Genomic DNA, 13,181 nt, shown 5'->3' on the forward strand with positions numbered 1-13,181 from the left:
CGATAGTCGGCGCGCCCTTCGCTGGATTGGAAAAACCGGCCATCGCGCATCGGGTTGCAGCGGGCAGGACGCGGCGACCACAATGACCCCATGCCTTCCGCCCTCGCCTGCTCGTCCGTGACCGCTGCCGGCGCCGCCCTGCGCCCGGTCGTGGCGATGACGGTGAGCGACTACCCGCGCGACAAACAGCGCGTGGCGATCCCGCAGGTGGAAGCGCAGGTCGTCGTGCGTTTCGGCCCGACCCTGTCGGGCGGCGTCGACGTGCATGCGATGGGGCCACGCCGGCAGGTCCACCGCAAGTTCATCCGTGGCGGACAACGTGCGGTGCTCGCACGCCTGCGCCCGGGCAGCTACGAAGCCGCCCTCGGCATTTCCGCCAACGAACTGCAGGGCGCGCCCGTTCCGCTGGAAGCCCTGTGGGGCAATGCCGATGTCCACCGCCTGCGCGAACAGCTTGCCGGCACCGACAGTACGCAGGCCGCCGCCGCGCTGCTGGAGGCCGCGATGTCGGCGCGTGCCGCACGACGGACCCGCATCGGCGTCGCACCCGCCTTCCTGCATGCCGCGCTGGAACGGCTGCAGGTCGAGAGTGTCGGCCAGGTCGCGCGCGCACTGGGTGTCAGCGAACGGCACCTGCGCCGCGTGCTGCACGATGCGCTCGGCCTCAGCCCGAAGACGTACACGCGCCTGAAGCGCTTCGCGTCTGCGATCCACGCCGCGCAAGCCGATGAAGACGCCAACTGGTCCGCCATCGCGACCGACACCGGCTACTACGACCAGGCCCATCTGATCGCCGACTTCCATGCCATCGCCGGCCGAACGCCGCGCTCGTTGCTGGCGGAGTTGCGCGAAAGCGATATCGCGGGATAACCCGCGCCGGCTCTCCGCGACAGGTGCATGGCCCGGCCATTCGCCAACCGCCCGTAGACGCGATAGTGTGCCGGTGCAACGCGTTTCGCGCCGTCGCATCGCGGCGGCACCCCTGCTCACACCACGACAGGCCTCGCTCATGGACGCACGCACGCTTCGCCGCTCCTTGCCCTTGCGGGTGGCCTTCGGGCTTGTCGCGTGCTTGTCGATGCAGGCACACGCGCAGACCCCGCCCGATCCCGCGGCGCGCGAGAAATTCGGCGATCCGGCGCAGTACGAAGCGCGCAACCTGCCCGTCACCGTCGACGACCTGAAGACGCTGGAGCGCGCGGCCACGCTGCTGCAGGACGAGGCATCGTGGAACCGCAACGACGACCGCCAGTGCGCCGACGACGAAGCGGCGAACAAGCGCAGCCTGTTCTGCGCCCTGCAACGCGCGTCGGCCGACGTGTACGGCTCGCATGATCCCCGCCGGGTCGCCGATCACCGCCGTGTGGCGTTGCAGGAAGTGCGCTTCGCGGTGGAGGAAGCCACGCGTGGCCGCGAACTGGCGCACCGGCTGATGGACTTCAACAACCTGCCCGACACCACGCTGGCCGATGTCCAGCGCGTGATCGCGCAGGCCACGGCACGCGTGCGGGCGCGCCTGGCGACGGAGTGACGCAGGAAAGCCGCAGGTTCCGTACGGCGGGCTTGAGCCCGCCCTACTCCGCCGAATAGATCGTGGCCTGCCGCAGCGCCAGCTTCCATTCGCCGCTTTCGTCGGTCCAGATCTCGGTGGTGCGGCGCTTGACCTGCTTGCCGGCGAACTTCGCCTTGCCGACCGGCGTCAGGTGTTCCTCGCCCATCAGCACCACGTCGTGCGCGCCACGGGTGGCAGCGTACTCGATCACGCGGTCCAGCGTGGTGTAGTCGATCAAGCCAGTGGCGAAGTTCGCCACGGCATCCGGCTTGCGCGCGATGCGGTTGAACGGATTGTTGACCACCGCGTCGTCGGTGAAGGTGTCGGCGAACACCGTGGCGTCGTGCGTCAGGATCGCCTGGTCGAAGCGCATGGCGGCGTCGATCGCCGCCGCGATGCGTGGTTGCTTCGTGGCGTCCTCGACGGCGGGCGTGGCGGCTTTCCAGCCGGCGTGGGCGGGTGCGGCGGTCAGCACGCACAGCAGGATCGGCAACGCGAACGCGAGGCGCATGGCGGCACTCCGGGGAACGGTGCAGGGACACCTTTCCCGATCCAACGCACGCGCGAAGACCGACAGGTCAGGCCGACGAGCGGCGGTTGACATAGTTAGACGACTAGCTAACTATCACATCATGAGCCAGGTCTTCCGCGCCCTTTCCGATCCCACCCGCCGCCAGGTGCTGCAGCTGCTGCGCAAGGGCCCGCTGAGCGCGGGCGAGCTGAGCGACCAGTTCGATGTGTCCAAGCCCACCATGTCGGCGCATTTCGCGGTGCTGAAAGAGGCCGACCTGGTGCACGCGGAAAAGGTCGGCAAGTCCGTGATCTATCACCTGAAGCTGTCGGTGCTGGAAGACGCACTGCTCGGCTTCGTCCACTCGTTCGGTGCGGCCAGTCCCGCACCGAAACCCAAGAAGGAGTCTTCGCGATGAACAGAGAAGTGCTTACCAGTCTGGCGTGGGGCATCGGCATCGTGGTGCTGGCGTTGTGCGCCACCTTCGCCCGCTCGCGCGGCTATATCGATGGCGAGATGGTCGACCGCATCGTGATGGGCGCCATCGGCCTGATGGTGGCGTGGTTCGGCAACCAGATGCCCAAGCGCTTCGTGCCCAGCGCCCGTGCCCGGCAGGCGCAGCGCGTGGCCGGCTGGTCGATGGCGCTCAGCGGGCTGGTCTATGCGGGCTTCTGGATCGCCGCGCCGAAGGACGTGGCGGTGATCGGCGGCTCGGCCGCCGTGCTGGCGGGCATCGCGATCACTGCGGCCTACTGTCTTTCTCTGCGCAACAAGGCCCCCGCCTCGCGCGCCTGACTGCACACGCGGCTTTCGTAGGGCGGGCTCAAGCCCGCCATCGCGACCTTTCCGACACCCTGACATCTCGTCGCGGAACGCCACGGTGATGTTTCGCCGGGCAACCCGGCGGCGGAGGCATCCACACGGCGGGCTTGAGCCCGCCCTACGTTGCGTCACCCGGGAACGCGGTTCACACCTGTCGACCACCCTGCTGTTGCGCCGCCCGCTCTTCCGCCTGCTGCACCGGCGTCTGCGGCTCGTGCCGTTCCAGGAAGGCGACGCCCTCGGGCGAGCGCGTGTAATCCCGCAGGGCGCGATCCGCTGCGGCTTCATCGCCTGAACTGACCGCCGCCAGCAGGCGGTTGAGGTACGGACTCTCGAAGCTGGGGGTCGGCACGTGTTCCGCGTGGCGCACCGGCGCGTCTCCGCCGGGAACGGTCGGGTCGTGCAGCGTGCCCGCGTCGGCACGCAGCGCCGGTGTCCTGGGATCCACGCGCAACAGGTTCTCCTGTCGCCCGTTCTCGTCGATCGTCAGCGTCGTCGTGCCGTCGGCGTTGCGCACGCGGGTGACATTGTCCGGATCGATGCTGCGCCATTGCCCGCCGATATAGGCCTGGCCCTCGCCGTTGCGGTTCCAGTGCACGAAATCATCGCCCGACACATAGAAGCCCGCTTCGCGGCGGCCATTGGCATTCGGTTGCGGATTGCCCTCGGCGAGCGAGCCGCCGTTGTCGAGCGCGGTGATGAAACGCTGCGAAGCTTCCGGCGAGAGGAACAGCGAGCGCACGGTGTCGTACTCGTGACCGAGATTGGGATTCTCGGCATTGGGCTGGTGCGCGGCGACTGGCCCGATCAGCGGATTCGCCGACACGTTGGTCCACGCGCGCGCCAACGGACTCTCCGGGTCGGCACCGCGCAGGGCATTGAGCACCTCGATGCCGCGCAACGTGTTGTCCGCCCCGCTCTCCAGATAATCCGGATTGCCATTGCGCTGGTTGGGCAGGAAGCCGTCGATGGCGGTCTTCACCTCGTCCGGCGAGGTCAGCGTGCCCGCTTCCACCTGGTCCAGCAGCCCCGGCCAACGGTTACGGCCCGCCTGGTTCTGCAGCTTCATCATCATGCCGGCCAGTTCGGCCTGCTCGTCACCGGTGCTGTTGCGGTACAGATCCGTGCGCTGCAGTCGTTCGAGTGCCGAATCGCGGTTGCCGATGACCTCGTCCGTCGCGGTGACGCCATTGACGTGCTCGGTATCCAGACCGTGCACGAACGTGCGCCCGGCATCGGAGGCCAGGAACTGGTTGATGCGCGCGCGATCGATGTCCACCGCGTTGTCCGCGCGCATCTCGCGCCCGGTGCGCTGCAGCGACTGCAGCGTGGCGTCGTAATCGTTCTGTCCCAGTTCCAGCGTGGCCCTATCCGGATGCGCACGCGCCCAGGTCTGGTAGCTGTCCAGCAGGTCGCGCGCCACGTCGGGATGCTGTCCCAGATCGATCTGCAACGTGCCGAACGAGTAACCGCTGTTGGCCACCGGTTCCATGCGCCCGCCCGCGCCGACGTTGCCGGCGAAGCTCAGGCGGTACGCGACATCACGGCCCGCGATGCTGCCTTCCGAGGTGACGCCCACCGCGAAGTACGCCGCGGCCTGCAGTTCGTTGTCGGTCAGGGGATTCGGATTGGTCATGATCCCGCTCCTTTGGGGGCCACGTCAGGGTCGCGCGCCAGGCATGCCTGCATCCACGGTTCCGCCTGCAAGGCGACGCGTGCTTCGTCGGCCAGCGGCACGGACTGGTAGTCGGCGAAGCAGCTGCCATCGGCGCGCGTCATGTCGCCGAGCTTGCCATCGCAAATCCGCAACGGCTTATCGACGGTCTGCCAGCCGTTTTCGCATTCGGTATCGGTCTCGGAGCCGGGACGACCGCACACGTGCGTGCGCTTCGCCTCTGTGGGCGACGTGGCACGCGCGATGATCCTGCCTGAGTAACTTTTTCCGGTTGCGAAATAGGACCAGGTGCCGCAGATGCGGTCACCCTGTTGCAGCAGCACGTAGCGGCCGCATTCCTCGGGCGCGTTCGTGCCTTCGCACGCTTCCCATTGCCCTGCGAACGCACCGCCCGCTTGCGGTGTTTCAGGTACCGCGTCGGGTACGGCGGCGACTTCCTGCGCCACGGGTTCCGCGGATGTTTCCGCTTCACTCCCCGCCTGTCCGTTGCCGGCGCCCGTACAGGCCACAAGACCCAGCAACATCACCATCATCGAACTACGCATCCAGAATCCCTCCCGACCGGCGTTGACCGATGCTACGACGCGACTACATCACCGACAACCACGTACATTCATGGACGTGATGAGCTGCTTCAGATTGATGATGACGACGACGCGTCGCGACGCGCGTTGCTGCATGCGTTTACCACGTTGGATGTTTGTCCCTCACGAACACGAGGCACGTAAGGCGGGCCTTGGCCCGCCATCGCGGACCATCCCGCATCGTGAAAGCTCATCGGCGAACGCGCGCGATGTTCCGCCGACCAACATCGAAACGGACACATCCACATGGCGGGCTTGAGCCCGCTCTACGCCCGCTGACCCGCAGGTTGCGACGGATGCGATGGCGTCGCGCATGATCAGGCACTGCGTTCGCCCCTCATCCGCCCTCCGGGCACCTTCTCCCCGCATGCGGGGAGAAGGAACCAGCAAGACGCATCGGTCGTTCCCTTCTCCCCGTGCAACGGGGAGAAGGTGCCGAAGGCGGATGAGGGGCGCTCTACCGTCCGCGTACGCGATCCACCAGGTTTCGTAGGGCGGGCCTTGGCCCGCCGTCGCGGACACCCCGCCATCAAGATGCCTTGTCGAGAAACGCTGCGGCGATGTTTCGCCCGGCAACACCGCAACGGAGGCATCAACACGGCGGGCCAAGGCCCGCCCTACACAGCTGTGTTTACGTCACGGCTCGCCCGACAGGCATGCCTGCATCCACGGCTCCGCCAGCAAGGCATCGTGCGCATCGTCGGCCAGAGGAACGGATTGGTAATAGGCGAAGCAGCTTCCATCGGCGCGCGTGCTGTCGCTGAGTTTTCCATCGCAGATCCGCAGCGGTTTGTCGATGCGCTGCCAGCCGTCGTCGCATTCGGTATTGGTCTCGACGCTCTTACGACCGCACACGTGCGTGCGTCGCGCCTGCGTGGACGCGTCCACGTGCGCGACGATCCTGCCGCTGTACTCTTTTCCGGTGGCGAAATGGAACCAGGTACCGCAGATGCGGTTGCCCCGTTGCAGCAGCACGTAGCGGCTGCACTGATCCGGCGGGGTCTCGCCGTGGCAGGCCGCCCATTCACCGGCGAATGCACCGTTCGACGCGGATGACGCCGCATCGCTACCCGCTTTCGTGCCCAGTCCCGTGCAGGCCACCAGACCCAGCACCATCACCATCGTCCACGTGCGCATACAGACTCCCTTCCGATCAGCGTTGCCCCATGGTACGTCGCATCGCCTCGTAGGGCGGCCCTTGGCCCGCCATCGTGGTCGATCCGACAACGTGATGCCCCGTCGGGACGTACCGCGGCGGAGGCATCAGGACGGTGGGCCAAGGCCCACCCTACGTCATCGCCCGAACAGCTTCATCGCATTGCCGCTGCGGATCTTCGCCTTCTCTTCGTCGCTCAGGTCCAGGCGATCCAGCGCCTTGGCGGTGACGTCCAGGCCGATCTGCGGATAGTCGGAGCCCAGCAGCACGTGGTCGAGGCCGACGTTGCGCAGGGTCCACAGGAATTCTTCTTCCACCGGCGAATCGGCCACCACCAGCACGGTGGCGGAGATGTCGAAGTAGAGGTTCTCGAAGCCGAAGCCGTCGGCGGTGCGTGCGAGGGCGAGGATGTTCCAGAAGCGGAAGTTGAGGCCGCCGATGTGGGCGAGGATGAACTTCGTCTTCGGTACGCGCACGACCAGGTTAAACAGTTTTTCGCTGTCGCCGGGCAGGATGTTGGCGTTGTCCATCAGCACGGTGACGCCGAGTTCGCCGGCGCGGCGCGCGAGGGTTTCCACGCGCGGATCGGACACGTCGAAGCCCTGGGTGTGGGCGTGGATCTTCAGCACCTTCACGCCGGCCGCGGCCACGCGCGCCAGTTCGGCCAGGGCGTTGTCGCCGTCGTAGGGGTGCACGGTGGCGATGGGCAGCACGTCGGGATGGGCGGCGGCCAGGGCGATGACGCGGTCGTTGCCGGCGCTGATCTTGGCCAGGTCGCCCTGCCGGGCCTGGTGGGGGCCGCCGAACCACATCACGCCGATGCCGGACAGTTCCAGCCCGGCCGCGCGGACGTCGTTGCGGTACTGCTGCAGGGAGGTTTCGCCGTCGCGCAGGTGGACGTGCACGTCGAAGACGGGGTTCGCGGCCAGGGTGTTGGCGGTGAACAGGCAGAGGGTCAGGGCCAGCAGTCGCCGCATGCGTCGTCTCACAGGTCTCGGGGTGGGCACAGGGTGCCATGGGGAGCTGTGAGGGGGTCGTTCGGTGGGCGGTCCGCGGGGGAACGGCAGGTGGGGCAAGGCGCTGCGCGCGGGTGCGGTGCGTGCTGGCGGGCAATGTGAGGTTTACCGGTCTCGCACGGGGCTTTTTTTAATGACGCGAGGCTTTTTGGGCCAGCGTCGGGGCTTTGAGAGCGGCGCGAGAGGCTTTTCGTGCCAGCGTCGGAGCCCGGTAGAGGCGCGCGCGGCTCTTTTTGCTCCAACGTCGGGGCTCGGTAGAGCCAAGCGAGGCTCTTTTTGCCCGGGCGTTGGGTCTTAGTGAGAGACGGCTGGCTCTTTTTGCTCCGGCATCGGGGCTTAGTGAGAGACGGCTGGCTCTTTTTGCTACAACGCCGGGGCTCAGTAGAGCCACGGGAGGCTCTTTTTGCTCCGTCGTTGGGATTTAGTGTGAGACAGCTGGGTCTTTTTGCTCCGGCGATGGGGCTTAGTGAGAGACGGTCGGCTCTTTTTGCTCCGGCGGTGGGGCTTTGTGTGAGAGGAGGTCCCTTTGGGCGGACTCAAGCCCCCCTCATATCGGTGTGCCAGGGCCCGCCCTACGCCCCCTCCATCACTACCTCTGCATCCCGGTGAACTTTCAAGCATAAAGCGGGCTAAAGCCTGCCTTAAGGGCAGGAAAAAACTCCAGTAGTCTCAGAACACTACTGCTCAGCATTCCCCGCATCAGTGCCAGGGAAATTCCGCTCCATTTCCAGAAAAGCCGCCACGTTACTGTCGAGCGAACGCAGCATCGTTGCCAACTCAATCAGCTGAGACTGCATAAGCGAAAGATCGCCTTCAGTGGGCAAACCTTTCTCGACTCCTGTTGCTATAGCGCTCAGAAGCGAAACTTCTTGCCTAAGATTTGAACCTACGCCAGCAACCCGGCTACGGGCGCTCAAAAGCCTCAGAACCTCCTGAATCCTCGCTGGACTCGCGCTCCTAAACGCAGAAATCCATTCTTCGACCTCATCTACAAACAAAGGCGCCAATAACCATTCACTCTTCAAATCGACAACGCTATCCGAGTCGCCATCAAGCCACCTTCGAACAGCCTGCCTTTGCTTACTCAAGCTATCCTCCATTGATTCGGCTATCTTTTTTCTAACAGCCTCCTCAACATCAACATCCGAGTCGTCCATCTGCTTCTGAAACCAGAATACATCCGTGTCAGCACTCGGATCCAAGAGCTCACCAGCAGGTATTCCATCAATTGCTGAAATACAAAGCTTGGCAACATCATCAGGGCTCATCGAAATTATCCTTCGTTGAGCCCAATACCTCATCGAGACATAAATTCTAACAACCGCACTAACTGACCTAAACTCACTCCCACTGAGCCTTCCTTTAATATAATCAAACTGGGCATCGAACTCAGCCTGAGAGAAATCAAAGGCGCTGAAACTAAGTACAGACATGCCATCAACTTCTCCCGCAGATTTTACATCCTCACGCGCAGAGCTAATTTCCATGAAGCCATCAATCAACAACTTGGCATCGAAAATTCCATTTGCGTAAAAATTGTAAAAAACCAATCCTCCATTAAAATTTATTATCTCAGTTCCCGCATATCGATCGAAAATTATCTCTACAAAATCTTTCTCATTTTTATTCCCACTAGAATCCAATCCCTTACTAGTTACAGCCTCGTACGCAACCCTTAGATCCGAATGAGAGAACAGATCAGCGATTCGCAACGTACACGAGGCATTCCTCTTTATTTCAAGCAGCCCAACTAGAATGCCCTCAACAAGAACTTCCTTCTTGTAGTTCATTCCATCATAAGAATCACCAATTAATTCAATAACCTTGCCAATCTCACGAATAGAATGCTTAACCGCACGAAAACTCTTTAAATCAGATTTTGAAACTACGCCTACTAAAGAGTTCCGCAGAGCCTTGAGTCGGTCAGCAGCGAACTTACTAGCGATCTCGGTTAAAGCAGCATCAACCATGTCCTCGGGAGACGGATTCAATCGGACAGTGCGACCAACGACTTTCTCCTTCCACTCACCAAGATAACTAGATGAGCTCAAAAGCTTCTTCTCCGATGAGACGACCACAACATGGATTCCGTTGTTATCCACAAGATCAATTACAAAACCAAGGATAATTCGTTGATCGCCAGCAAACCTCTCAATATCATCAACAAAAACAACAACTTTCTCTGAACTAATATCCGCTTTGAGCTTCAGTTCACTCGGCTCGATATTCACCCAGCGCATGGCAGCCCTTGTAAAAACACCCAGCGCCTCTGCATACCCATTGTCAAGTATAGGAGCTGACGCAAAGAACAGGGCGCGCTCCAGATCACTTCTACTTTCAAGGCCAGCAACGGAAAAAGAAATACAGCGCTTATTTGCTCGTGCCGCGATCCGAGATCCCCGAGTTCGAAGATAATGCGTCTTCCCTGCCCCCCAGTCCCCCTCGATCATCATTGAGACAAATGGGGCCTTCTCATTCAGATACTCAAGAAGTGCCAGATCTATTGGACTCAGATCGCCCAAGCCATCCACATCCTTCTTCATACATCCTCCATTTCTGTACGATTGTCTTCGGGCTTCTTTACTGCTGCCGCCAGAAGTACCTGATTTTGCCGGCACTTGCCCGCCTCCTGTATTGTTACGCCTAACCTGATAATTTCCGCTCATATGAAGCGCTCGCCCCCCGACGCCCCAGCATGACCGATGCGCCGAGCCGCGCGCGCGCGGCGTTGCTACACCCGCTGGACAGGGAAGATCGCCACATCAAGCGGAACGAGCGCAGCATCGCCTCCCTGGTGAGCCTGCTGGTGCACCTGCTGTTCGTGGCCGCCCTGCTGTACTCCTCCAAGATGGAACTGGCCCAGCCCGAGAGCGCCAGCGCCGGCGGCGCGCGCGTCAAGGTCGACTTCCTGGGCGACCCCACCGACGCCACCCCCAACCCGCCCGTTCCCCCGACCGGCACCCGCAACCCCAGCGAACGCCCCAAGCCCCTCAAGCCGCTGGTGACCACCCCCGTCAAATCGCCCGTCGACACCACCCGCGTGACCGAGGCCGAGAACCCCGTCGCCCCCGACGAATCCCGACCCCAGCCCCCCGCCAGCCAACAGGCCGTCGCCCCGCCCCAGGACCGCGCCCCCGCCAGCCCACCCGCCTGGCGCCGCTCCGCCCGCTGGGGCCAGCCCCCCGGCATGCTCGCCCAGGACACCGCCCCCGATAACTACGGCCCCACCGTCGGCGCCGGCCAACGTCAGGGCAACAACCAGGGCAACGCCGCCAACCCCAGCATGGAAGTGGACGGCCATCAGATCTATTACGACCTGCGCAACGAACGGAAGATCGCCGAATGGCAGCTGCAGGGCATGAAGGAAATCTTCTTTCCCCTGCCCGGCCGCAGTGACCTGATGGTCTGCGCCCTGGAGATCGTGGCCACCCGCGGCTCCGGCGGCTGCCGCCTGGTGCAACCCGGCGACCCGCAACTGGAAACCATCGGCGACGCCCGCGACGTGGTGGACGTGATGCGCATCTACCGCCGCGGCGAACTGATCTGGCGCGGCCCGGGCATGTACCGCTAGACACGGCACCGCCTTTCCCTTCTCCCCGTGCAACGGGGAGAAGGTGCCCGGAGGGCGGATGAGGGGCAGAGCGCGGTTCGTCATCGGGCGCCCAACCATCCCCACCCCGTTCGCCCCTCACCCGCCCCCGTATCAAGTACGGGGCAGGCTCCGGCCACCCTCTCCCCGCTGCGCGGGGCGAGGGGAACGCCGCCGCATCGCATGCCCTCAGAACATCAGCTGCACATCCAGCAAGAGCTTCTCGCTCAGCCTGTCGCGATGGAACTCCGATGGCAGAGGCTGGCAGGGCGGCAGCGAACGTAGCGCCCGCACGAACACCTCATCCCGCTTGGCCTGCTCGCGCGACGTTCCGTCGGCACGATTGATCGCGTCCGTCGAGGCACCGTAGAGGCGGCCATCGAATCCCAGGTGCACCCACACGCTCAGCACCGCCGTGTCGGGACGCGCCACATGCGCCGGCAACGGTGTCACGGCCCAATGCCGCAGGCAGCCACGAACGAACGCCTGGCGCCCGGCTAACACGGCCGGCGACGGCGGCGGCGGTTGCGCCCGCGGCACGTTGTCGGACGCACGGAACACCAGCTTCAGCTCAGGCACGAACACGACCTCATAGCCGAGATACGGCAAGCTGCCCACCTTGACGAGCGCATCTTCGACCGACTGCCGGGCAGCCGCATCGTACGGACAGTCAGGCAGGATCTTGAACCGCTCGATCCGCCCACTCCGCTGCTGCCGCACGAACACCGGACAGGCGACGCCCGACATGGCACTGGGCGGCCGTGTCCAGTGACGCCCGATCGCCGCATGGATCGCCTGCACATACTCGGCGCGACGCTCCGTCAGCGCGTCCTCGGGCACGGTCTGTGCCGACGCCTGCCACGCGATCGCGCATAGCCATGCCATGCCCAGCCACTGCTTCATGCCTGCCCCCTTTCATGCGCGACCCCGTTGCACGCGCCGCCCCATGCACAAGAAAAACCCCGCTTGCGCGGGGTTTTCTGTTCGCCGGCCTTGCATGTCGCGGCGGTACTCCCCGCCCGCATCGTACAACGCGTGGCTGATCTGCCCCAGGCTGTGCACCGCTTCGACCAGCGCGGCGAACATGCGGGCGCCGGATGACGATCAGCGCGATGCCTGCGCGCGCAGCATGTCGACGAACGTCGCGTCCGCGCCGATCGCGTCCAGCACCGGCAGCACGGCGCGATACCCGTCCGGGCTGTTGGTCAGGATCACCGTGCCGCTGCGGGTCGACGGCGTCCAGTAAGCGAGGGCGAACGTGTCTTCGTCCATCCCGGTATGCAGGTAGTACAGGGTGCCGCCGAAGTCGAACAACTCCCAGCCCAGCGTGAAGCCGGCGTGGTCGGGACAGACATTCACCGGAATGCCGGCGCAGATCTCGTCGCGGCGATCGGCCTGCACACGGCGGCGCTCTGCCTGCAGTGACGGACTGACGCCCTCGCCCTGCATCACCGACACCACGAACGCGGCGTAGTCGGCGGCGGTGGTCAGCAGGTCATCGGCAGCCGACGGGCGTGCGCGGAAAACCGGCGTATGCCATTGGCCCTCCCGCCTGCTGCTGGCGATATCGGCGGCGTCCGTACCGGTGGCGGTGAACGCGATGGCGCGCAGGCCCAGCGGCCCGAACACCAGCCGTTGCGCCTGCTGATCGAGACGGTCGCCGGTCAGCGCCTGAGCGTAGTGCGCGACGTACTCGTAGCCTTCGCCCGAATAGCCCGGCGCACCGCCGGGATCGGCGATGAAGGCCAGCCCGGACGGACCGCGCCAGTTCGGGAATCCGGTCTGGTGGGCCAGCGCGAAACGCGGCGTCAGCAGCGCATGCCGGGGATCGCGGGCGATGTCCGGATCGACCCAGGCATCGGCCATGCGGTCGTCGAGCGAGAACCGTCCTTCGGAGGCGAGCCGCAGCACCACCTCGGCGGCGACGGGCTTGGTCAGCGATGCGACGTTGTAGCGGGTGGCACGGGTCGCCGCCTGACCGGCCGCGCGTTCGCCCGCCACGCCCACCGCGACGATCCTGCCGCCCTCGATGCGGGCCACCGACACGCTGGGCACGCCCGTGTCCTTCACGATCGCGGACAGCGTGGCGTCGAGATCGGCATCACGGGAGGTGGTTACCGGGGATGCACTTGCGCAAGCCGCACTGGTGGCAGCAGCCAGCACGATGGCGCAACGCAGGAAGGAGAACGACATGGAAAGCCTCGGACAATTAGCAGACGGGATCGGGACGCGCTGGAGACGCGTGCTGCGGCGTAACGTACAGACGCACACCCGAC

14 protein-coding genes are annotated in these 13,181 nt (G+C 64.4%); 5 read left to right on the forward strand and 9 right to left on the reverse strand.

Features of this window, described 5'->3' with window-relative positions; all coding sequences use genetic code 11:
* The first annotated feature begins 90 nt into the window (after positions 1-90).
* Together IB225_RS01625 and IB225_RS01630 are read left to right on the forward strand one after the other, a co-directional pair.
* Positions 91-870: a helix-turn-helix domain-containing protein gene (locus IB225_RS01625; RefSeq protein ID WP_225583179.1), complete on the forward strand. Its 780-nt coding sequence runs from the start codon at positions 91-93 to the stop codon at positions 868-870.
* Between the two features lie 139 nt (positions 871-1,009).
* Positions 1,010-1,531: a hypothetical protein gene (locus IB225_RS01630; RefSeq protein WP_192309148.1), complete on the forward strand. Its 522-nt coding sequence runs from the start codon at positions 1,010-1,012 to the stop codon at positions 1,529-1,531.
* A gap of 43 nt (positions 1,532-1,574) precedes the next feature.
* Here IB225_RS01630 and IB225_RS01635 read toward each other — a convergent pair whose 3' ends face one another.
* The gene (locus tag IB225_RS01635; RefSeq protein WP_192309150.1) at positions 1,575-2,063 is read right to left on the reverse strand and encodes a nuclear transport factor 2 family protein; all 489 of its coding nucleotides are present in this window, start codon (positions 2,061-2,063) and stop codon (positions 1,575-1,577) included.
* 121 nt (positions 2,064-2,184) lie between these two features.
* Here IB225_RS01635 and IB225_RS01640 point away from each other — a divergent pair, with 121 nt between their 5' ends.
* Both IB225_RS01640 and IB225_RS01645 read left to right on the forward strand, forming a co-directional pair.
* The gene (locus IB225_RS01640; RefSeq protein WP_192309152.1) at positions 2,185-2,481 is read left to right on the forward strand and encodes an autorepressor SdpR family transcription factor; all 297 of its coding nucleotides are present in this window, start codon (positions 2,185-2,187) and stop codon (positions 2,479-2,481) included.
* Positions 2,478-2,858 carry an ammonium transporter gene (locus IB225_RS01645; protein WP_192309154.1) on the forward strand — a complete coding sequence of 127 codons (381 nt, stop codon included), beginning with the start codon at positions 2,478-2,480 and terminating at the stop codon, positions 2,856-2,858. Before IB225_RS01640 ends, IB225_RS01645 begins: the two co-directional genes overlap by 4 nt.
* Positions 2,859-3,030: 172 nt before the next feature.
* On the opposite strand, the gene IB225_RS01650 is transcribed toward IB225_RS01645, so the two are convergent.
* From IB225_RS01650 to IB225_RS01670, 5 genes are all read right to left on the reverse strand, one after another.
* The gene (locus IB225_RS01650; RefSeq protein ID WP_192309156.1) at positions 3,031-4,521 is read right to left on the reverse strand and encodes a hypothetical protein; all 1,491 of its coding nucleotides are present in this window, start codon (positions 4,519-4,521) and stop codon (positions 3,031-3,033) included.
* Positions 4,518-5,006, reverse strand: coding sequence for a hypothetical protein (locus IB225_RS01655; RefSeq protein ID WP_192309158.1), 489 nt, complete (start codon positions 5,004-5,006; stop codon positions 4,518-4,520). Before IB225_RS01655 ends, IB225_RS01650 begins: the two co-directional genes overlap by 4 nt.
* Positions 5,007-5,780: 774 nt before the next feature.
* Positions 5,781-6,281 (reverse strand): hypothetical protein, encoded by a 501-nt coding sequence (locus IB225_RS01660; RefSeq protein ID WP_192309160.1) that lies wholly within the window; start codon positions 6,279-6,281, stop codon positions 5,781-5,783.
* Between the two features lie 156 nt (positions 6,282-6,437).
* Positions 6,438-7,277 carry an amidohydrolase family protein gene (locus tag IB225_RS01665; RefSeq protein WP_192309162.1) on the reverse strand — a complete coding sequence of 280 codons (840 nt, stop codon included), beginning with the start codon at positions 7,275-7,277 and terminating at the stop codon, positions 6,438-6,440.
* Between the two features lie 716 nt (positions 7,278-7,993).
* A complete protein-coding gene (locus IB225_RS01670; protein ID WP_192309164.1) occupies positions 7,994-9,859 on the reverse strand; it encodes a P-loop NTPase fold protein in 1,866 nt (621 codons plus the stop codon).
* Between the two features lie 152 nt (positions 9,860-10,011).
* Between IB225_RS01670 and IB225_RS01675 the strand changes: the two genes are divergently transcribed.
* The gene (locus IB225_RS01675) at positions 10,012-10,887 is read left to right on the forward strand and encodes a type II toxin-antitoxin system RelE/ParE family toxin (RefSeq protein WP_192309166.1); all 876 of its coding nucleotides are present in this window, start codon (positions 10,012-10,014) and stop codon (positions 10,885-10,887) included.
* A 207-nt stretch (positions 10,888-11,094) separates the two neighbouring features.
* Here the strand turns inward: IB225_RS01675 and IB225_RS01680 are convergent, their stop codons facing one another.
* The 3 genes from IB225_RS01680 to IB225_RS01690 are packed head-to-tail and all read right to left on the reverse strand — an operon-like array spanning position 11,095 to position 13,098.
* On the reverse strand, positions 11,095-11,808 hold the full coding sequence (locus IB225_RS01680) for a hypothetical protein (RefSeq protein WP_192309168.1): 714 nt from the start codon (positions 11,806-11,808) through the stop codon (positions 11,095-11,097).
* A 12-nt stretch (positions 11,809-11,820) separates the two neighbouring features.
* Positions 11,821-11,991 carry a hypothetical protein gene (locus IB225_RS01685; RefSeq protein ID WP_192309170.1) on the reverse strand — a complete coding sequence of 57 codons (171 nt, stop codon included), beginning with the start codon at positions 11,989-11,991 and terminating at the stop codon, positions 11,821-11,823.
* Positions 11,992-12,009: 18 nt separating this feature from the next.
* A complete protein-coding gene (locus IB225_RS01690) occupies positions 12,010-13,098 on the reverse strand; it encodes a serine hydrolase domain-containing protein (RefSeq protein ID WP_192309172.1) in 1,089 nt (362 codons plus the stop codon).
* Positions 13,099-13,181 lie beyond the last annotated feature (83 nt).

It is taken from the genome of Pseudoxanthomonas sp. PXM02, from assembly GCF_014851805.1.
Classification (GTDB): Bacteria; Pseudomonadota; Gammaproteobacteria; order Xanthomonadales; family Xanthomonadaceae; genus Pseudoxanthomonas_A.